Raw genomic sequence first — 20,473 nt, 5'->3', positions numbered from 1 at the left:
TAGTGGAGGTAAGCGGCAATGACGGATGAATCCATTCGCGATGTTCTCTCCAAATATGGAATTGACCAACCCGATATTAAGTTTATTAGACATAATGAAAATAGGACTTACAAAGTCAATGATCTAGCCAAAGGAAAGTCATTTTTGTTTCGAATCCATCAACCCGTTACGGAAAATATGGCTGGGCTGCAGCATACCCGCGAGGGGTTATTAAGCGAGCTGCAGCTTTTAGAGGAAATTGCAGACCAAACGGAGCTTACCGTTCAACAACCTGTAAGAAACGGCCACGGAGATTATATTACAAAAATAGAGCTTGATGGAAAGGGTATAAATTGTACGTTGCTTTCATGGGTAGAAGGAACGGATTTGCAAAAGGAAAACGTATCTACCGAGAAATTTGCCATGAAACTTGGCGTTCAAATGGCAGAGCTTCACCGATTTTTCCGCAAGCATAATAATCGCATCAATCCTAACACACGACCCCATCAAGGAATTGAAGGAAATAATCTGATGCTTTTGCAAATTCAACGCGGTGTTGGGAAGGGATTAATTCTCTCTTCAGATTTTCATATTGTAGAGAAAACGATCCAGTTGATTAACTCTCGCCTCGAAAGCAGCAGCATGGCAAAAGATTCTTGGGGAATTATTCACGGGGATTTAAACATGGGCAATATGATCGTAACTAGTAAGGGAAAAATATGCTTTCTAGATTTTGGTTTATTCGGATTCGGTTATTATTTATTGGATGTTGCAATGGGGGCTTTAATGATGCCGTCGGAGCATAGAAGATCATTTCTTGCAGTGTATTACGGTCCTGGCGAAGTGCTTGATGATGTTTTTGCCACATTGGAGGGATTTATGTTAGTGGCTATATTCGGATATTACGCTTTTCATATGGAAAATGAGGAGGTACATCCTTGGATTCAAGAACGGATGCCGGGATTATGTGCAAAGTACTGCTTACCTTTTTTGTCGGGGAATCGGATATTTTACAGTGTATAATGGTTTCTATGAGTTATGATCTTCATAGTACCAAGGCTGATCATTGGATACCTACGCATGGTCTCAGAATTAGACATCAATAAGTCTGATACTAATATTTCTGATAACGCATGATTGTTGAAGTAACGGATAATTTTAGTTCAACAACCTGAGACAAGCTTCGACAAAATTTAAAATATTGGAGGCATATAAATGAGTCATCGCTATCGAATTACAAGAGCATTACAGGAAAATGGAGATTCGGCGCAAACTATATCTTTGGAAGAATGCAAACGGTATTTTATGTCTAAGCCTGATTTTTCCTATACATCAGTTTTTACGGTTACAGGCTCTACCAGCATGTCCATTGAGGGTGACTTTTTTATGTGGAGTTACGGCGATATAAAGATTCCATTCAGGCATTATCAGGGGGATATTTACGTATCCGGCACCAATGAAGCTGTGATCCCTAAGATGTTTGAGGTTGCGAGCGAATTAGAGGCGGATGTGCTGGAAGGGTAATTAACAAGTATCGAAAGTTTAGTGGAAAACAGAAAAAGGCAGTCGGCCGAATGGGTCGGCTGCCTTTCCCCTGCTAACGAGTGATTCAGAAAGGGTCAGTGCCATTATGCGTTGGATAAAAGCAATGTACAGACAATTTGTGATAGAGCCATTGTGGTTTAAAATACTTATCCTAGCATCGTTGCTTTCCACGATTATATTTAGCAGTTCAATCTTCGCGGATAATGGTTATTATAAAAGCCTTTCAAAATTAGCTGCCGCACAGATAACTAGCAGTTATATTCAACAAATGCATATGGTAAAATTAAGGGAAAATTAGAGGCGGTTAAAATATGGATAAAGTCGCATTAGCAAATGAAATTTATAAAACGGCGCATTTAACAGGAACCTTTAAATTAAGGTCAGGAAAGGTATCGAACGATTATTTTGATAAATATTTGTTTGAATCCGATCCAAAGCTGTTAAACGAGGTCGCTGAACATTTATCGAAATTAATCCCGGCAGGTACGGAAATATTGGCGGGGCTCGAAATGGGAGGTATCCCTATTGCAACAGCATTATCGCTAAAAACAGGCATACCCGTTGCCTTTGTTAGAAAAAAGGCCAAGGAATATGGTACATGTAAACTGGCTGAAGGAATTGAGATAGAGGGAAGAAATGTTTGTATTATTGAGGATGTTGTCACAACGGGTGGACAAATATTATTGAGTGCAAAAGATTTGAGTGATTTTGGAGCTAATGTAAGCCATGTTTTAAGTGTAATAGAACGGGAACAGCAAGGAAGAGATAATCTTGAAAACGCAGGCTTGACGTTTGTTTCATTGTTTAAAATGGAGGAACTCATTGAGGCAAGTTTCAATAGCTCATTAAGGTAGCATTTTGACAGTGATCAGCCGCATGATTACTCGTAAAAACACTTTGTTTATCGAATCAGCACTACCTTTGTCACCCGTGCAGGGAGTCGCTTATTGGTAGCGAATTATCCATAATAGAACACCTGAAGCGGAGGGATCGATATGGGTATTTCGAAAACGAAGGATGCCGCAGATCTGCTTTCTGTCAGCCAAACAACGATCAAACGTTGGGCTTCAGCTTTTCCGGATTTTTTTCAAAAAGACCGATTTGGTCACTATATATTCTCGGAGCAGGATCTTGGCCTGCTCAATCACATTAAAGACCGAATCAATAATGGGGAAACATTGGATCGCATTGTTCTCATGACTAACAAGGAGTCATCAGAACCTCTGCAAGATGAGCTTCTCCTGCACGCACATGATCCATCTATGGAAGATATGCTGGCCCGCGTCGAGCATGTCGAACGGTCGCTTGATCAGAAAGCCGACGAAGTTGTCTCGATTCAGCTGCTCCAGCAGCGCGAGGAACTCGAGGAGCTGCGCCAAATGGTCGGACAATTAGCCGCGTCCTTAGAATCTATTCAGATTTCAAGCAGCAAAGCCTACCCGCCACGCGATGAAATTCACCCAGCTGCTGTCGCCAAACTTCAAGCTCCATCAAAGAAGAAAAGCCGTTTGCGTTCTTTTTTCTCCTTTTTGTAAAGTGAAGATATCGAGGCTTGTTCCTAAATCAGTGATGATCTTAGGGACAGCCTCGATTTCATTTTCTATTTTCACAAATAACTATATAACAAATAAGCTAAATCATTTCTTCAAATGGTACGGCACCGTCGTGATAATCACATTTCTCCGATATAGCAGGTGTGCACGGATCAGTAAACTGGATTGGTTGTGCAGGATGTTATGCCAACCTTTCTTTGGAATGAACTGCGGGATAATAACAGTAACCTGGTAATTGGATTCACTCGCTTTGCGTTGAACGGTATCAATAAATTTAGTCAACGGATGAATGATGCTTCTATAAGGAGAATGCAGAGTTACCAGCCTCACGTCAGGCTGCCACTGGCTCCATTTTTCTTGAAACAACTCATCATCTTCTCTTTCAAAAGGAATATGAACCGCAATAATCTGGTGGGCGGATAGCGATTTTGCATAATTCAGTGAGTTCTCCACCACATGCGTTATTCCGGCCACAGGAAGAATAATTACATTCCCCTCAATCGGAATGGCTGGCTCACAAGTTGTTATTCTTAGTTGGTCGGCTATCGCTTCATAATGCTTTCTAATTCGATGAAAAGCATAAATGATAAGCGGTAAAAAGATGAGGACCGACCAAACCTGAACGAATTTCGTTAAGAAAAACATCAGGGTGACAATAAAGCTTATAAGAGCCCCTGTTGCATTAATGATCAGTTTTGAAATCCACCCGGTAGGCTTTTGGCGAATCCATTTTAATATCATTCCTGTCTGGGACAGGGTGAAGGGAATGAAAACCCCTACAGCATAAAGCGGGATTAAATGTTCGGTTTGACCTTTAAACACAATAATTAAGATGATGGATAAAATGCCTAATATGATAATGCCATTGGAATAACCAAGCCGATCTCCTCTAATCGTAAACATTCTTGGTATGAACTTATCGTTGGCAAGATTAACTGCAAGCAAAGGGAAAGCCGAATATCCCGTGTTGGCGGCTAGGATAAGGATCAGAGCTGTTGTTCCTTGAATGAAGAAATACATAAAATTTCGCCCAAAGGTCTGTTCGGCGATTTGGGAGACTACGGTTACCTCGAGGTTAGGTGTTATCCCGTAATAATAGGCTAAATATACGATTCCCGAAAATAACAAAGCCAGCAAGATTCCCATCGCCATTAATGTTTTAGCAGCGTTATTAGGAGCTGGATTTTTGAAGTTCGGGATGGCATTCGAAATGGCCTCGACTCCTGTTAATGCAGAGCTGCCCGAGGCAAATGCTTTTAAGAGCAAAAATAAGCTGATACCAGCTACTGGCGTACCGATTGGAGTATGTAATTCATGAGAAACATAACCAGTTATTATGTTGTAGAGACCTGCTCCAATTAAAATGAATAAGGCTATAACAAACAAATATACCGGATAAGCCAAAATCGAAGCGGACTCGGTTACTCCCCGCAGGTTCAGAATAGTTATGAAAACGACAAATATCACAGCGATGATTACCGTATGTTCATGCAGACTTGGAAAAGCGGAAGTTATGGCATCCGTACCGGCGGATACACTTACTGCCACGGTTAAAATATAATCAACCAACAAGGAGCCTCCGGCTACTAAGCCAGGGTACTTACCTAGATTTTCTTTTGACACCACATAAGCGCCTCCGCCATGCGGATATGCAAAGATAATTTGCCTATATGATAAAATAAGCGCTAATAATAAAATTAATACCCCGATTGCGATCGGTATCGAATACCAAAACGCAGCGGCACTGACTGTAATTAAAACGATCAATATTTGCTCAGGACCATAGGCAACTGAAGATAATGCGTCTGAAGAAAGAATGGCAAGAGCTTTCGTTTTATTAAGTTTCTGCTCGCCTAATTCATTTGATTTTAATGGTCGACCGATTAAAAATCTTTTTAAAGAAGTCATTGGTTTCACTCCGTTCTCTCCGCATTTATTGTTATTAAACTACCTGTTCCATTAAATTACCCTGTAAATGAAATAAAAAACATGAACCTTAGTGACAGTTTTTTTGGAGAACAATAAATGAAATCGGCAGCTTAGGACATGATTTTCATATCCTAGGCTGCCGATTCTGTTTTTATAGGATCCGCGTAATAAGATGCTTATTAATACGGCATTTGTTGACCTGGGTACCTAGGTGCCTGTGTCTCAACTTCATTTTCCATATATGTCTTGTGACAATACATATGGGAGATGCGCGGAATGTAGACGGTTGAGCCTGGCTGCATTTGTTGTGGGTTTATGTGCGGATTTGCCTCCTCAAGAATAGGGAGGGGCATATTATACATGTGAGCGACCTTATCCATGGTATCTCCTGCCTGCATTTGGTGTTGAGCAAAGTACATGTCGTTACGATCCCCTTCACCATCCTCCCGGAAAAAAGGAAAGAAAAACGGGGAAAAGAAGAAAAACGGAAATAAAAAACGTCGTGGGAAAAATGGATGAGGGATCGGTCGGAAAGGTCGACGGAATCCAGCCCCGCCCTGTGGAATAAATGCGCGATTCATAATAAACCTCCAATTGTGTATGGTCATTTGACTATTTAAATTATGAACGTAAGAAAAAAAGGTGCCTATTGCTTCTTAATTTAGGCTTGTTTGGTGTTTCTGAACAGCTTTTGCTGCGCAGCATGCAGCTTGGAATAACGTGGGTGGCATATGATATTTCAAAAAAAACAGCGGCAGTTCAGACTATATTTCAGTCCAAAGCTGCCGCTGTTTTTTTTGTTGATGGATACGGTTTTCAATCCTCTGCATCAGGATCCTCTCCCGTTTTTTTCTTTTTCTTTGCATAAAACTCCGCGGCTTTTTGCCGGTTGCCGCATTGGTCCATACTGCACCAGCGGCGTTTTCCGCTTTTTGAGGTATCCAAAAAATGCAGAATGCAAGCATCATGCTCGCACTTTCGGATACGCTCCGGCGAATGCTTGCCGAGTGTATCCGCGAGAGAGCTTAGTACCGCATACCGTATTCGGTCAAGAGGGCCATGACCGTCATAAATCATTACCGGTCGGCCCTCCTGTTGTTCCATTCGGACATCCACGGTTATATCTGCCGTCTTTTTCGCGATCAGGGTGTAGGTTTGTACGGATAGCTGGCCTTCCTGAAGCAGATCGGCTAACGCATCGATGCAGAACGCCCTGAGTGAAAATAATTCAAGCTGCAGGAGCCTTAAATCTGAGGGAGACAGACTTCCCTCCAGAGCCAAATCGTTTTCACTCAGCCACTGCTTAATATAATCAAGCTCTTCAAGCATATCGGTCTTTTGTTTGTCGCGCATCATGATGGTATTAGCAAGATTAATCCACATAGTTCCGCCAATCGTAAACCGATGTCTTTCCATGATAAAATCCCCTTGATCAATGAAGTCATATCCATGTGTATTACAAGGTTATACTTTCGAGTGCTTTCAAGATTTCCAGCTTTACTTTGCCATTGGCGGCAGTTGTAAGACGATTTATAATATCCGCTGTTTCGTTGTAGATTGGCGGATGATGGATAGCGCCATAATGGATCGGTATGAGTGTACCGGATTGAAGAACAGACGCTGCCGAGACCGCCTGCTCAGGTGTCAGGCAGATGGGTTGAGCGCTTGGAATTCTTCCGGGCAGCTCTAGTACAGCGCCGTTGACCGGTAAGCAAGCTGCATCAAAAGGACCGTAAGACTTTGCAATGTTCCACCAATAGCCATGCCAGAGAGTGTCTCCGCAATGAATGAGGGTTCGTCCCTCACCCTTTATCACCCATGCTACCTGAATATCGCCTACTCCGTCAACGGATGGAACCGCGGTTGCCGTCACATCTGCTCCAATCTCATAGGGCACACCGATTTTTGCGCCGATGATCTTCTTTAGGCCGGAGGCCTTAGCGGCTTCAGCCATCTCCTCCGGTACATAGACGGGAATTGATGCGCCGTATGCTTGAATAATGGCGTCTGGATCGAAATGATCATCATGCAGATGTGTAATGAAGACGGCGTCCATATTCCCAAACTGATCAAGCGGATACATAGGCTCCAGCGATTGTCCAAACTTTTGAGGAATACGCGAAATGGGATCAATAACAATCGTTGTAGTTCCTGTTAAAACCCGAATTCCTGCCCACGGCAAACGTTGAATGTCCATTTGAAAATCATCCTCTCGCTTGAGTTTCAAACCTGTATAATCGATTTATAGTGGTTATATAATGCAATGATAGCAGTTAATATATAACCTGTAAATAGACAAATTAAAGGTTATACAAAAAAGAGTATCAGCAGCTCTAAGCAGAAAAAGCCTGTTATATTAACATGACGTGAATCAAAGTTGGATAATGGTGGTAAGGTAACTGTAAAAACTGTACCTCAGGAGGAGCATATGGAGTCTAAACTAGAGCGACAAGGTCTTATGGCACTAATCAAGAAGGGCAATAAGTCTTCCGCAATTGCGATGATAGGTAATGCGATTATTGCTGCTATCAAAGCATTCGCAGCTGCATTCAGCGGCAGCGGCGCTATGTTCGCTTCTGCCATGCATTCCTTGGCGGATGCGATTAATCAGGGGTTTGTTTTTGTTGGAAGCATTCTCTCCGAGAAGAGACCCACCCCGCGATTTCCAACCGGCTTTGGACGTGTCATTAATATTTTTTGCATGGTTGCCGTTATTGTCGTAACCATCATGGCTTATGAAACCATACATGAAGGCTGGCATTTAATTAACCATCCTGTTGAAAGTGAAGGCATTTGGCTTAATATCATTGTGTTAATTGTTAATTTGATTGTGGACGGGTTCATATTAATAAAAGCGATGAAAGAAATTTTGCATGAAGCAAAAGCTGAAGCGCAGGGGTTTAAGCTTTTTTCGGCTGCTTTTAAAAATGTAGGACGTTCAGCACCGGCCACTCGACTGGTCTTTTACGAGGATATCGTGGCCGTAACGGGAGCGCTTCTAGCCATGATTGCAGTCATCGTTGTCTCATTTACGGCATTTAATCAGATGGATGGCGTCGTAACGGTGCTGATTGGGCTGTTGATGGTCGGTGTCGCTTTTCGGGTGGGGTATGATAACATGATCGGTCTTATCGGCGTTTCCGCTCCGAAAGAAGTGGAAGAAAAGGTTTCGAAAATCATTTTTTCTGAGCCGCTCGTTACCGATATTTATCAAATGCGTATTTTGCAAGAAGGGCGTTATTATCATGTAGAAGCTCTTATGGAGTTAAGGCAAGGATTATCGCTTGCAGATGCGGACGACATTAAATTTAAAGTGCGCGATATGCTTCTTCGGGACACAGATATTACGGATGCTATTCTAGGCATTATTGAGGATGACGGGGTGAAAAGCTGGGTCCCGATAAATAAGCGATAGCAAAATCACAAAATAATAACCGCCAAAATATGTGGCGGTTTTTTTAGAGGGAATTTCACCCAAATGAACGAAATATACTAAAAAGTAAATCATAGAATAGAAAGGTTGGTCATACGTTCCATGCTTTCAATCGGCATCGCTGGCGGGTCTGGCAGCGGCAAAACGACATTAAGCAAATTTTTGGCAAGTGGACTGAGCGGGCATAAGGTGAAATCCATCCATATGGACAAGTATTATAAGGCGATTCGTCCGATAACGACAGATCCGATCTCCGGGAAGGAATATGAAGATTTTAATCATCCCGATGCTATAGACATGGATAAGCTGATGGATGATTTTAATCAGGCTATCTTAACGGAAGACATTGTAATTATTGAAGGTTTCTTGCTGTTTCATCTCTCTGGGCTTAGAGAACGACTCGACTATAAAGTTTATGTGGATTGCCCGTCGGACGAAAGGCTCGCAAGGAGATTGAGCAAATTTAAAGCCGGCCGCTACTCGCAAGAAGAAGTGGTAAACGAATATTTGGATCTAGTTAGACATAGGCATGATGTGTACGTGGAACCCACCAGGTGGTATGCGGATATGGTGGTCAACGGCTCTCTGCGCTCGGAAAAGGGCAGCCAAATGCTGCTGGACTGGGTTTTGCAGAAGCTGAAAGCCAATTTATAAAAGCTCTATCGATTCCGCTGATATGGACAACCAACTACGAGATTCGCGAGGATAATCAGATTATAAATGAAAATGGGATGGTTCAGTTGCTATATCTGATCCATCCCGTTTTCTATTTTGAGAGAGAATAATTTACTGCATAAGGAACAGGGTGTATAGTGATAGTGAATATATTAGTGATCAAAGATCAAGTTAGGTTATTATATTATTATTTTTTGAAAGCGATTTCAGAATGTATCTCAAACACACGAAGAGGGATCGAAATGTTTAAGCTGATGATAGTGGATGACGAATTATTAATGCGTATTGGCATTCGTTCCATGATCGATTGGGAAGCGCACGGATTCCGGATCGCCGCCGAGGCTGCGAACGGCAGGGAAGCAATCGAAATGGCTCAATCGGTGAAGCCGGATTTAATCATTACAGATATCAAGATGCCCGTCATGGACGGACTGCAGTTGATCCGCGAAGCGTCGAAAACTTTCACCGACTGCAAATACGTGATACTGAGCAACTTTGACGAGTTCCGGTACGTGAAGGAAGCGTTGCAGCTTGGCGCAATCGATTACTTGATCAAAAGCGAGATAACGCCGGAAGTTCTAGCTGAACTGCTTGCCGGCATCAGGCGGAAAAGGGAGCTCGGCGGCAGCGGGAGCCAGACCGTGATGTTGACCGCGCACATTTCACAAAGCCTCTCCCATCTGAAGGAAAGCTTGTTCAAAGACCTGATCAGCGGCTTGTTGGGTGAGAGGGAAGCGGCTGCGAAGGTGGAGCAATTGCAGGCATGTGTGCGTTCGGAAAATCTGACGGTCATCAAACTTCGCCTCGACGGTTTTGCGAAAGTGCGTCAGAAGTATGTGGAGAAAGATGAGAAGTTGTTAAGGTTCTCCGTTCTCAATATTCTGGAGGAAATTATACCGGGCAAGTGGAACAAAGAACTAGTCGTCGAAAGCTCATCCGAATATTTACTTATTGCCAATACCAAGGGAGACGGTATGTTGAGCGCTCGCTCGGAGATCGCAGAGCTCTGCGGCGGCATTCAGCGAACGATGAAAGATTTTATGAATATGTCCATTACTATCGGCGTAAGCTCCGTCGTTTCGGGATTTCGATTGATGAAAGCGGCATACCGGGAAGCGGATTACGCACTCAGGCGCAGTTTTTTTGCAGGGGGCGGACGTATTATATTCTTTGAAGACACGGAGGACTATCCGAGGGACGAGATTGCGGAACCTGCGCCAAAAGAGGCGAATGAAGCAAACGCTCATGCATTGAGCCACGTCCTTGACAGCAACAATGAAGCAAAGCTTACGGACTTCTTCGACGCTTTTCGAGGCGAATTGGCGGCTAACAGGGCGAATGAACGAATGATCCGCGAGGCGTATATTGGGATGACTGAAATTGTAGGCGCATACATGTCCTATATGGTTAGGTCCCGCCTGCAGGTTTCGGACAAACTGCCTTACGAAGCGGTCCTTTCTGCAGAGACGTGGGATGATGTTCATGGTATTGTGCTTGATTATGCGAGGCTTTGCTTGGCGGCGGAAGGTCGGTCGGCAGAGCAGAGAAGCTATGCGGATATGGCTGTCGAAATGATACACCGATACTATGCGGAAGATCTCTCCCTCCAGAGCGTAGCCAGTCAAATCAACGTCAATCCGTCTTATCTCAGCCGACTGTTCAAGCAAGAGAAGGGTGAAAATTTTATTTCATGTTTAACCCGCGTCCGGATTGACCGGGCGAAGTCGTTTTTAGAGAGCCGTAAATATAAAGTGTACGAAGTGGCGGACAAAGTAGGCTATCATAATTACACATATTTTAGCAAAATTTTCAAGAAGGTCGTCGGAGTCAGCCCGGAAGAATATCGAGGGTAATGAGGCAAGGCACGGCCTTGGAATGGAGACGATGTATGCGGAGAAAAATTACATTTATTAGTATCAAAGCGAAAATGTTGATTATATGCCTGACCGTCGTGATCGTGCCGATTTTCGTTATGACGGTCATTTCTTACGCCTCTTCCCAGCAGCTGCTGGAACAAAAATATACGGAGCTGCTGATGGACATCTCTAATCAGACGAACGTGAGCATCGACGCATATTTGAAAGAAGTAGAGAAAATATCGCTGGTGGCCAGCTTTGGTATGAACAGCAGTGTAAAAGCGACAGCCGAAGACAATTATCCTCTTCAGGAATATTTGCGCGACGATAACGAAGAAAATGAGAACACGGCTTATGGCATGCTGATGAACTATATCATGATGAAAGACCGTGAAATTTCTTTTTATATCTATAACCTGAACGGCGGACAAGATCTGTTCGTCGGTACCGATCTCCCTTACGATTACAGTTATAAGGCGAAGGAAGAAGAATGGTTCAAGTTTTTTCAGGTGTCGAACAGCAAGATGATGACGCTCGATACGCATGTCGACCAACAGACGAAAAGCAAGAAGCTCGCAATTGCTCACGCCAGGAAAATATTGGACATGGACAGTGGAACGTTGCTCGGCATCATGGTTGTGCGAATCGATCTCAGCGTCATCGAAGTTGTGAACAGCAGGCTTCAGCGAGCGCTGCGTTCGCGGTTCACGATTGTGGACGAGGCGGATAACATTATCTTCAATGCCAATACCGGTCTGATCGGAAAAAAGTTTTCCGAAACCGTTCGACCGGATAAGCGCGACCATATCATCGTGGAAAGCCGGTTTGACCGGCAACGATGGACGACCTATTTATATATGCCGATGAGCGAGCTGTCGGCGGAAGGGGATATTTTGCGGCAAAACATTTATCTCCTGGCGTTCCTGATGCTCCTATTTCTAGTTATTATCTCGATTTACTTATCAAGCGTCATTACGCGGCCGATCAAGAAGCTGATGACCAACATTCTGCATGTGGAAAAGGGGCAATTCGAGCAGGTGGAGGACATACATTCACGTGACGAAATCGGATTGTTATCGACAAGGTTCAATCGGATGTCCCGCGAACTGAAAGGGCTTGTCTCTCAAATCCAACAGGAAGAAATGAAGAAAGCTGCCGCTGAAATTCGCGCGCTGCAATCCCAGATCAACCCGCATTTCCTTTACAATACGCTGGGATCTGTGAAGTGGATCGCCTCCATGCAGCAAGCGGACACCATTGTGGTCATGACCGAAGCGCTAATTGCGATGTTGCGGTATGCCGCCCGGGCAGAGGGCGCGATGGTGTCCGTACGCGAAGAACTCGATAATTTGCGAAACTATATGACCATTCAAAAGGTTCGTTACTATAACCGGATTCGCATGGATGTCTTTGCAGATGATACGCTGATCGAACAGCGCATGCCAAAGCTAATTCTCCAGCCGATTGTCGAAAACGCGATTTTTCACGGACTTGCGGAAAAGGAAGAAGACGGCATTGTCACGATTCGCATTGCACGGGGTGAAAACGGGTTTATTATTGACGTCCATGACAACGGGGAAGGCATGGACGAGGAAACGCTTCGGCTCGTTAAGGCCTCTCTCGCGGGAGAGGTGGAAAATGGAGAGAGTATCGGCCTGCACAACGTGCAGCGCCGCATACAGCTTTATTACGGAAATAAGTACGGAATTGAGTGCAATAGCGCTCAGGGAGCCGGCACGACGTTTCGCATTTGTTTGCCTGAGGAGGAGAATTCGCAGGAAATGAAGCATCTCGGCGCATAAATAAAGGGGGAGGGCTCGGTGGCGGGAGGAGCAAGGTTTTTGTGGTGGATAGGCGTGGCCGCTGCCGTTCTGTTGGCTGGCTGTGCCGCGGACGATTCGGCAGAGCGGCCCGATACGGCATCGTCGTCAAAATTTGTTGTGCTGCGATATACAACCTTCATGCTGGATTCGTCAGAGACAGCAAGCCATTATTTTGAAGCTATCGCCAAATTCGAAGAGATGAATCCGGATATACGCATAGAGGTGGACCATATTCAGAACATCAATTATACGGCGGGATTAAAGACGAGATTGCTCGGGGGCGAGCAAATGGACGTGTTCGACGTTTGGTCGCCCAGTCTGTTCGAGGAACTCCGGCGGCTGGATGATCATGTCTACTTAGACTTGAGCAAAGAGGATTTTTTGAACGATTTCCTTCCGGCAACTTTGGAGCCGGTCACGAAAGACGGCCATGTATACGGCGTTCCCGGCTTGATGCATACGGACGGCTTTCTCTATAACAAGACGATGTTCCAGAAGCTTGGACTTTCCATCCCTCGGACGTGGACCGAATTTATTCGATTGTGCGAGAAGCTGAAAGATCAAGGGATTATTCCGATCGCGCTTAATTCCGAATGGTGGGTGCCGCAATTTTTGTTTGGCTCGCTCATGTCTAATGCTGGAGCGGACGAAACCTGGACGGCTATGCTGGAACAGGGCAAGGTGAGAGCGGATCATCCGATGATTGTCAAAGCTATGTCGATGACAAAGGAAATAATCGATCGAGGCTTCGTGCCGGAGGGCTGGGAGCAGTTGAAGTATGAACAGTCAAGAGATCTGATTGGCAATGGCAGAGCCGCCATGATTGTTACCGGCACCTGGGATCTGTCGGAGCTGAACGCCAACAATTCCGGACAGGAAATCGACTTTATGATGGTGCCCGGAGAAGAGCGCACCGTACCAAACCTGAATATTGGCTCCTACAAAGTCATTAGCGCGAACAGTGCGCATCCTGAAGAAGCGAAACGATTCCTGGCCTATATGAACGGACAAGAAATGCAAGAAAAGCTGGCGAATCAAGTCATGGCTGTTCCCTCCGTCAGCGGTGCCTTGCTCCATGATCCCATTGTCCGCCGCATCTTCGAATTAGTTACCAGCGAGGAAGCGATGATTTATTGGCCGCATATCGTGTCGACGGAGTCACTTCAGTTGGAAATAATCGACGCTCTGAATGAGTACCTGAGAGGAGCCGATCTGGTCCGCGAATTGGCGAAAATACAGCTCGCGATTGACCGAGCCGGGAATCGTGAAGCGCAACCGAAAACGTAACCAGCTTTCCTGTTCGACTGTAACCCTTCCCGCCCGGGAAGGGTTATTTGTCGTGCGTAACATGAAGGATGCCCATTTTCTTGCACTTTTTTTTAATCCACAGGCATTATTTTTACTTTTGGGCAGTCATCGCGGCAGTCTGGTTTCGACGTGTCAAGAAAGGAACAGGAACTTGTCAATTAAGTTGATAGCTCCAACTCTCATTTTTTTTTACAATAAACTCGTATCAACCAATGGATAAATGGGGGGTTAGTATGAGTAAAAAGTTATTGTCTATCGTGATGGTGCTGTCGCTCGTCTTGCTGGCTGCATGCAGCGGAAATAATGGGAATACGGAAAATGATCCGAAGTCGGCGCCAGAACCTGAGCAGTCGGTGAATGCAGAAGGCGTGGTCGATTACGCGTTCGGAGCCTATGCCGAACCGGTCACCATCCACACGGTAAGAGCTGAATATTCTTCGGCGCAGTTCCCGGAAGGGGATAATATGACCAGTAACGTATGGACTCGCGCTTACAAGGAACGGTTCAATATTGATGTCGTAACAGATTGGGTAACCGACGAATACGATACGAAGCTTAATCTTGCCATTTCGTCTAATCAATTGCCCGACGTGTTCCATGTCAACGCAACGCAGCTGCAGCAGTTGATCGAAGCGGACATGATTATGGATTTGACGGAAGTGCTCGACACTTATGGTTCCGACCGGTTGAAAGGCTATATGGAGGCCGATAGTGCCAGTTATGAGTCGGGCAAGAAAGATGGCAAGCTGTACGGCATTCCGCAAATGCACTGGGGGTTCATCGACCAGCCCGACTATATCTGGATTCGAAACGATTGGAAAGAAGAGCTGGGCCTTTCGGATCCGAAAACGATGGACGATATCAAGAACATTGCCCTGAAGTTCAAGGAGGCGTATGGCGGCTACGGCATTGCGGTCGATCAGACGCTAGACTACTTGAATCTGCTCGCAATCGGCTGGGGAGCTCATCCGGACATGTGGATTCCGGGCAATGACGGCAAACTGGTGTACGGCTCGGTGCAGCCGGAAATGAAAGATGCGCTCGCGGCATGGGCCGAATGGTTCAAGCTGGGCATTATTGATCCGGAATTTCCGATAAAAGATTTCAGCGCCATGAACTCCGGGATTGTATCCGGCAAGTCCGGCATGCAGCCGTATTATCAATGGTGGGGTTATAATCCAGGCGTCGATACCGTAACTAATCAGGGCAAAGACGCGGTGTTCTATCCTTATCTGATTCCGACTGTCGATGGCCAAGTGGCGACGCAATCCGTCTTCTTCGCTAACGGCTCTTACACGGTAGTGAACAAAAAATCGAAACACCCGGAAGCAGCCATTAAGCTTCTTAACTACTATGCTTACATTCTCGATGAAGGAACCGAAAAGGAAACGCCTGAGACGCTGTCCGCCATGTTGGACAAAGACATCGCGCATGTCACAGGCGCCTTCAAGATCATTAATCCGATGACGGATTATGAACAGTACGAACGAGTGAGCGAAGCGCTGAAATCGAAAGATACGAGTCAATTTACGACAAGCGGCATGTGGCAAAAATACAATAACAGCGTTGAATTTATGACGAATGCGACTCCTGCGGCTACCGGCGACTATCTGCAGCAAGGTTCGCAGAAGCCTGCTTACGGCCTTGCCAAGTCCATTCTCGACAATGACCAGTATATAAAGACCGCGATGTGGGGTGCGCCGCCGAAAGAGCTTGCCAAATACGGCTCCACACTGGATGACATCCTGACTGAAGGCTTCACGAAGATCATTATGGGCTCAGAAAGCATCGATTATTTCGATACGCTCGTCAAAAATTGGCATGCAGCCGGCGGTGAGGAAGCGACCGCAGCCGTCAACGCTATGTATGGCCAGCAGTAAGATATCCGAAAAAGCGTAAACGGCTGACGCCGTCCTTGGTGGCAAAAGCAAAGTTTCGCGGTGAAATATAGGCTTAAGTATAAGTATGAAACTTTTACCTTCCTATATTTTGAAAACGGGGAGGCGGGGATGCGCTCGCCTCCTTTACGTGAACGGAGGAGCGGGACATGTTAACAAAATTAAAACAGCAACGAGCATTCCACCTTATGCTCATTCCGAGCGTTATTCTCGTTTTTATTTACAGTTACCTTCCGCTATATGGAATGATTATAGCGTTTCAGGACTATAATCCTGGTCTCGGCTTTAAATCGCATTGGGTCGGAATGGATAACTTCGAACACGTTTTCAGACAGCCTAATTTTGTGCGAACGATCTGGAACACGATGTATATGTCGGTCTTCAAGCTGATCGGAGGCATCGTCGTACCGGTCATTTTCGCTTTATTGCTGAACGAAGTCGCGCGTGCAGCGCTGAAGAGATCGATTCAGACGCTGGTCTATGTTCCTAATTTCCTATCGTGGGTCATTATGGCGGGTATTATGATCGATATTTTGGGTTCGGACGGCATCGTCAATTCTTTGTTCGTCTTTTTGGGAGCGGAGCCTATTTCATTTCTGGGAAGTCCCTCCATGTTTCCTTGGACTATGATCGTGACGGACATTTGGAAAGGTTTTGGTTTCGGCACTGTCATCTACCTGGCGGCCTTGACGAGCATTGACCCGGGACTGTATGAAGCGGCATTGATCGATGGCGCAAAACGATGGAAGCAGACGCTCTATATTACGCTGCCGCTGCTTATGCCTACGATTATTTTGATGACAGTCCTATCGCTCGGCAATATTTTGAATGCGGGCTTCGACCAAATATTCAACTTATATTCGCCCGTCGTCTATGAGACAGGCGATATCATCGATACTTATGTGTATCGGCTAGGCATTCAACAGGCGCAATATTCGGTAGGCGCTGCCGTCGGGTTTTTCAAGTCGATTGTTTCCTGCATTTTAGTTGTCTTATCCTATATATTGGCTTATCGTGTCGCAGGATACCGTATCTTCTAAGGAGGGATGATTGTGGTTCAAGATAACAGCCTGGGGCGGAAGATGTTTCATATCGTTAACTACACGGTGTTGATTTTGGTTTCGCTTATCTGCGTGCTGCCGTTCGTTAACCTGTTGGCCGTCTCGTTCAGCAGCAGCGCCTCGGTATCGGCGGGCGAAGTCATGTTTTGGCCCGTCGACTTCAATACGAAAGCCTATGAGTACGCGCTTAAAGGCGATGAATTTTTTCGGTCAATGTGGGTTTCGCTCCAACGTGTCGTATTAGGTACGCTGGTTAACCTTATTTTGATGGTGCTCGCGGCATATCCGCTTTCGAAGACGAAGGAGAAAGTGTTGGGCCGCGGTATTTACATGGGCTTTTTTGTTTTCACCATGCTGTTCAATGGGGGATTGATTCCTACCTATTTGATCGTGGTTCAGACCGGGTTGATCGACTCCATCTGGTCTTTGATTTTGCCAGGAGCGATCCCCGTCTTCAGCATGATTATTCTGATGAACTTCCTCAGAGGGCTGCCGGAAGAAATTGAAGAATCGGCAACAATTGACGGGGCGGGGCCCATTCAAATATTGGTCCAAATCTTGCTGCCGCTTCTGAAGCCGGCGCTGGCCACAGTCGGTCTGTTCAGCATCGTCGGCCATTGGAATTCTTGGTTTGACGGTATTATTTATATGAACGATACGGCGAATTATCCGTTGCAAAGCTATTTGCAGACGCTGCTTCTCAACTTTGAACAAATTATGTTGAGAGCAAGTACCGACTATACTCAGCTGCTGGCGATGATGAACGTACGCACCGGTCGCGCCGCCCAAATGTTTCTCGGGGCGATACCGATTTTGGCAATCTATCCTTTTCTGCAAAAATATTTTACGACTGGCCTCGTTCTTGGCAGCGTCAAAGGCTAAACTTGTACGTTACACGCGTTATGCGTTCATAAAGCCGGTCGCCTAGTAGTAAAGACATGTGAATGGCGCTCTGCTCGCCCCTTCAGGCACGGATAAGAAAGGTGCGAAATTGAGCTGATTATTTATTCGAATTTACGTTACAGAAATGGCTCAAGCCCAGCTGTTATTACAAGAATATTCGATAGATCTCATGCTTTGCGATCCGCCTCATGCAACAGTGCAGCTACTTTGTATATTGTTTCTTCGGCTGCTCCAGCTTCTGCTCGGAAACGGGTGCTGCAGCTTCCTTCTGTGGGAACTGAAGCTCGTAGAGTTGCTTGTCTCTGCCTTGCCCTGCAAGCAGCTCGTCATGCGTGCCGGATTCGAGGATGACGCCCTTATCCAGCACATAGATGGTGTCGGCCTGCTGGATCGTCGACAGCCGATGCGCGATGACGAGGCTGGCACGGCCTTCGAGCAATCTTTTGTGTAAAGTCGCAGCTATGTACTGCCGTGGAGCATCGTCTCGTACATGAAGTTCCGTAAAGTGGTAAAACTACGTTCCGTATAAGTTTCCGTTGATGCAGGAGGGCAGGAGCCCTCCTTTTTTTCAAATCAAAAGTTAACGTTGACGTTAACTGTCACTAAGAGTATGCTTATTTTATAAGATTACGGAGGTGCGGCGAATTGCATTTGCTAAAAATTGAAGAGGTAGCGAAACGTACGGGCTTAACCAAACGAGCCATTCGTTACTATGAGGATATCGGTTTAATTTCTGCGCCGGAAAGAACGCAGGGCGGTATACGGCTATATTCAGAGGATGATATTGCGAAGATTAATAAAATTATTTTGGCGAAAGAAGTACTTGGCTTCTCGCTTGCTGAGCTTCAGCAGTATATTGAGTTTCAGACCGCGATCGAGCAGCAAAAGAGCGAATACCATACCACAGAGGACCTTGAAGCGCGCAGATTGAAGCTGATCGATATGGGTGAGATTTTGCAAAAGGAAAAGGCGATGATCGACACGAAAATCTCACGCATGGAGCAATTCAAAGAAGAACTGACCGGTTATGAGATTAGAATAAGTAAGGCCCTCGAAAAACTACAAGATTAGGAGCATAAAAGTGGATACCTCGCAAAAAGCAGCTACGTCATTTTGGACCGTTATGATAGCAGTGTTTTTCGGTAACTTTATGGCCTCATTGAGTACGACTACGATTAATGTGGCATTGCCTATTTTTATGGATGATTTTCATGCCAGCTTGAATACCGTGCAGTGGATGTTATCAGGCTTTATGATGGCTACGGGCATTATTGCCCCGATTATTGGTTTTATGGGTGACAAATGGAGCTACAAAAAGCTTTACGTATTTGCTTTGGCCGGCTTTACTTTAGCTTCCGTGCTCTGTACCTTTGCTTGGAGCATCGAATCGCTTATCGCGTTCCGTATTCTCCAAGGCTTCTTCAGCGGTATTATTATGCCGACGACGATGACGATCATCTATCAAACGATTGATAAGTCGAGGCAAGCCGTCGCCGTAAGCTTTTGGAGCGTGTCTGCGATGCTCGCCCCTGCGCTTGGTCCGACCATCGGAGGTTGGCTTGCTGAAATTTACGGTTGGGAATCCTTGTTCCTGTTGAATATTCCAATTGGCATTATTGCGGTCATTGTGGCGGCTAAGTATATTCCTAACTATCGTTTAAGCAGCGGCATTAAACTCGACTGGATTGGGTTTGGCGCTGTTCTTATCGGGACCAGCGCGTTATTGGTTGCTTTTAGCGAAGCGCATAACTGGGGCTGGGCAGGCTGGCAGACGCTCGGCATGATTGCGGCAGGGATCGTTGTTCTCGCGTATTTTGTAAGAAGGACGCTGCGGGTCAGAAATCCCTTGCTCAATTTGCGCGTACTGAAAATTCCGCGGTTTACGTACGGCTTGATCGTAAACTGCTGCATAACGATATCTCTATATGCCGGCACGCTGTTGGTTCCTATTTTCATGCAAAATATTAAAGGGGAATCGAGCTTTACAACGGGCCTCGTCATGCTGCCCGGTACGATTGCGATGGTGCTGGTGTCGCTTGCAGCCGGCAAGCTTTATGGCAAAATCGGTCCTTCGCGGTTAATCTTTATCGGCCTGATTCTTATGGGAATAGCGACATGGGAGCTTAGTCACGCGGGTGTAGCCACGAGCGCTTTATTTATCACGGTATGGGTCGCAATTCGTTACATGGGTATCGGGTTTAGCAATATGCCGGTGACGAATGCAGCGATGTCTGCGGTTCCGAGCGTGAACTCGGGCCATGCGTCGGCGGTGATGAATTGGATTAGGCAAGGAACCTCCGCGCTGTCAATCAGCTTGTTCAGCTCGATATTGTCATCGCAGACGATTGCCCATTTGACGGAGAGGAACGTGTCCCAAACGGTTGCTTTGTCACTTAGCGTACAGGATGTCTTTCATGTGGGGACAATGATTATCATCGTTTCTTTACCGCTCACCCTGCTGCTTCGGAAACCGAAAGCAGTTGCGACAACATAAGAAAGAGCGCCCATTG

Annotated in this window: 19 protein-coding genes; 14 read left to right on the top strand and 5 right to left on the bottom strand. The window is 45.7% G+C overall.

Going from position 1 to position 20,473, the window contains the following annotated elements; all coding sequences use genetic code 11:
- Window positions 1-18 precede the first annotated feature (18 nt).
- From AC1DLI_RS10650 to AC1DLI_RS10635, 4 genes are all read left to right on the top strand, one after another.
- The gene (locus AC1DLI_RS10650) at window positions 19-1,002 is read left to right on the top strand and encodes a phosphotransferase (RefSeq protein ID WP_477602241.1); all 984 of its coding nucleotides are present in this window, start codon (window positions 19-21) and stop codon (window positions 1,000-1,002) included.
- A gap of 192 nt (window positions 1,003-1,194) precedes the next feature.
- Window positions 1,195-1,503 (top strand): hypothetical protein, encoded by a 309-nt coding sequence (locus AC1DLI_RS10645; protein ID WP_477602239.1) that lies wholly within the window; start codon window positions 1,195-1,197, stop codon window positions 1,501-1,503.
- 332 nt (window positions 1,504-1,835) lie between these two features.
- Window positions 1,836-2,378 (top strand): orotate phosphoribosyltransferase, encoded by a 543-nt coding sequence (gene pyrE, locus AC1DLI_RS10640; protein WP_477602237.1) that lies wholly within the window; start codon window positions 1,836-1,838, stop codon window positions 2,376-2,378.
- 141 nt (window positions 2,379-2,519) lie between these two features.
- Window positions 2,520-3,059: a MerR family transcriptional regulator gene (locus AC1DLI_RS10635; protein WP_477602235.1), complete on the top strand. Its 540-nt coding sequence runs from the start codon at window positions 2,520-2,522 to the stop codon at window positions 3,057-3,059.
- A 102-nt stretch (window positions 3,060-3,161) separates the two neighbouring features.
- On the opposite strand, the gene AC1DLI_RS10630 is transcribed toward AC1DLI_RS10635, so the two are convergent.
- The 4 genes from AC1DLI_RS10630 to AC1DLI_RS10615 all read right to left on the bottom strand — a co-directional run bounded on the left by AC1DLI_RS10630 (window position 3,162) and on the right by AC1DLI_RS10615 (window position 7,203).
- Window positions 3,162-4,985, bottom strand: coding sequence for an APC family permease (locus tag AC1DLI_RS10630; RefSeq protein WP_477602385.1), 1,824 nt, complete (start codon window positions 4,983-4,985; stop codon window positions 3,162-3,164).
- Between the two features lie 200 nt (window positions 4,986-5,185).
- The gene (locus AC1DLI_RS10625; protein ID WP_477602233.1) at window positions 5,186-5,587 is read right to left on the bottom strand and encodes a LysM peptidoglycan-binding domain-containing protein; all 402 of its coding nucleotides are present in this window, start codon (window positions 5,585-5,587) and stop codon (window positions 5,186-5,188) included.
- Between the two features lie 235 nt (window positions 5,588-5,822).
- The gene (locus AC1DLI_RS10620) at window positions 5,823-6,422 is read right to left on the bottom strand and encodes a CGNR zinc finger domain-containing protein (RefSeq protein ID WP_477602231.1); all 600 of its coding nucleotides are present in this window, start codon (window positions 6,420-6,422) and stop codon (window positions 5,823-5,825) included.
- 40 nt (window positions 6,423-6,462) lie between these two features.
- The gene (locus AC1DLI_RS10615; RefSeq protein ID WP_477602229.1) at window positions 6,463-7,203 is read right to left on the bottom strand and encodes an MBL fold metallo-hydrolase; all 741 of its coding nucleotides are present in this window, start codon (window positions 7,201-7,203) and stop codon (window positions 6,463-6,465) included.
- Window positions 7,204-7,434: 231 nt separating this feature from the next.
- On the opposite strand from AC1DLI_RS10615, the gene AC1DLI_RS10610 reads away from it, so the two are divergent.
- From AC1DLI_RS10610 to AC1DLI_RS10575, 8 genes are all read left to right on the top strand, one after another.
- Window positions 7,435-8,421: a cation diffusion facilitator family transporter gene (locus AC1DLI_RS10610; RefSeq protein WP_477602227.1), complete on the top strand. Its 987-nt coding sequence runs from the start codon at window positions 7,435-7,437 to the stop codon at window positions 8,419-8,421.
- Window positions 8,422-8,541: 120 nt separating this feature from the next.
- A complete protein-coding gene (locus tag AC1DLI_RS10605; protein ID WP_477602225.1) occupies window positions 8,542-9,093 on the top strand; it encodes a uridine kinase family protein in 552 nt (183 codons plus the stop codon).
- A 263-nt stretch (window positions 9,094-9,356) separates the two neighbouring features.
- On the top strand, window positions 9,357-10,967 hold the full coding sequence (locus AC1DLI_RS10600) for a response regulator (RefSeq protein ID WP_477602223.1): 1,611 nt from the start codon (window positions 9,357-9,359) through the stop codon (window positions 10,965-10,967).
- Window positions 10,968-11,002: 35 nt separating this feature from the next.
- Window positions 11,003-12,772, top strand: coding sequence for a cache domain-containing sensor histidine kinase (locus tag AC1DLI_RS10595; protein ID WP_477602221.1), 1,770 nt, complete (start codon window positions 11,003-11,005; stop codon window positions 12,770-12,772).
- A gap of 18 nt (window positions 12,773-12,790) precedes the next feature.
- Window positions 12,791-14,080 (top strand): ABC transporter substrate-binding protein, encoded by a 1,290-nt coding sequence (locus AC1DLI_RS10590; protein WP_477602219.1) that lies wholly within the window; start codon window positions 12,791-12,793, stop codon window positions 14,078-14,080.
- A gap of 254 nt (window positions 14,081-14,334) precedes the next feature.
- A complete protein-coding gene (locus tag AC1DLI_RS10585) occupies window positions 14,335-15,981 on the top strand; it encodes an extracellular solute-binding protein (RefSeq protein WP_477602217.1) in 1,647 nt (548 codons plus the stop codon).
- 167 nt (window positions 15,982-16,148) lie between these two features.
- Complete coding sequence (locus AC1DLI_RS10580; protein ID WP_477602215.1) at window positions 16,149-17,039, top strand: ABC transporter permease; 891 nt, start codon at window positions 16,149-16,151, stop codon at window positions 17,037-17,039.
- Between the two features lie 12 nt (window positions 17,040-17,051).
- A complete protein-coding gene (locus AC1DLI_RS10575; protein ID WP_364147555.1) occupies window positions 17,052-17,942 on the top strand; it encodes a carbohydrate ABC transporter permease in 891 nt (296 codons plus the stop codon).
- A gap of 223 nt (window positions 17,943-18,165) precedes the next feature.
- On the opposite strand, the gene AC1DLI_RS10570 is transcribed toward AC1DLI_RS10575, so the two are convergent.
- A complete protein-coding gene (locus AC1DLI_RS10570; RefSeq protein WP_477602213.1) occupies window positions 18,166-18,330 on the bottom strand; it encodes a hypothetical protein in 165 nt (54 codons plus the stop codon).
- 278 nt (window positions 18,331-18,608) lie between these two features.
- Here AC1DLI_RS10570 and AC1DLI_RS10565 point away from each other — a divergent pair, with 278 nt between their 5' ends.
- Both AC1DLI_RS10565 and AC1DLI_RS10560 read left to right on the top strand, forming a co-directional pair.
- Entirely contained in the window at window positions 18,609-19,034 is a 426-nt protein-coding gene (locus AC1DLI_RS10565; RefSeq protein ID WP_477602211.1) for a MerR family transcriptional regulator, read from the top strand.
- A 10-nt stretch (window positions 19,035-19,044) separates the two neighbouring features.
- Window positions 19,045-20,457, top strand: coding sequence for an MDR family MFS transporter (locus AC1DLI_RS10560; RefSeq protein ID WP_477602209.1), 1,413 nt, complete (start codon window positions 19,045-19,047; stop codon window positions 20,455-20,457).
- Window positions 20,458-20,473: the final 16 nt, after the last annotated feature.

The organism is Paenibacillus sp. 01T443 (genome assembly GCF_056398325.1).
This window is presented reverse-complemented; position numbering and strand designations above follow the sequence as displayed.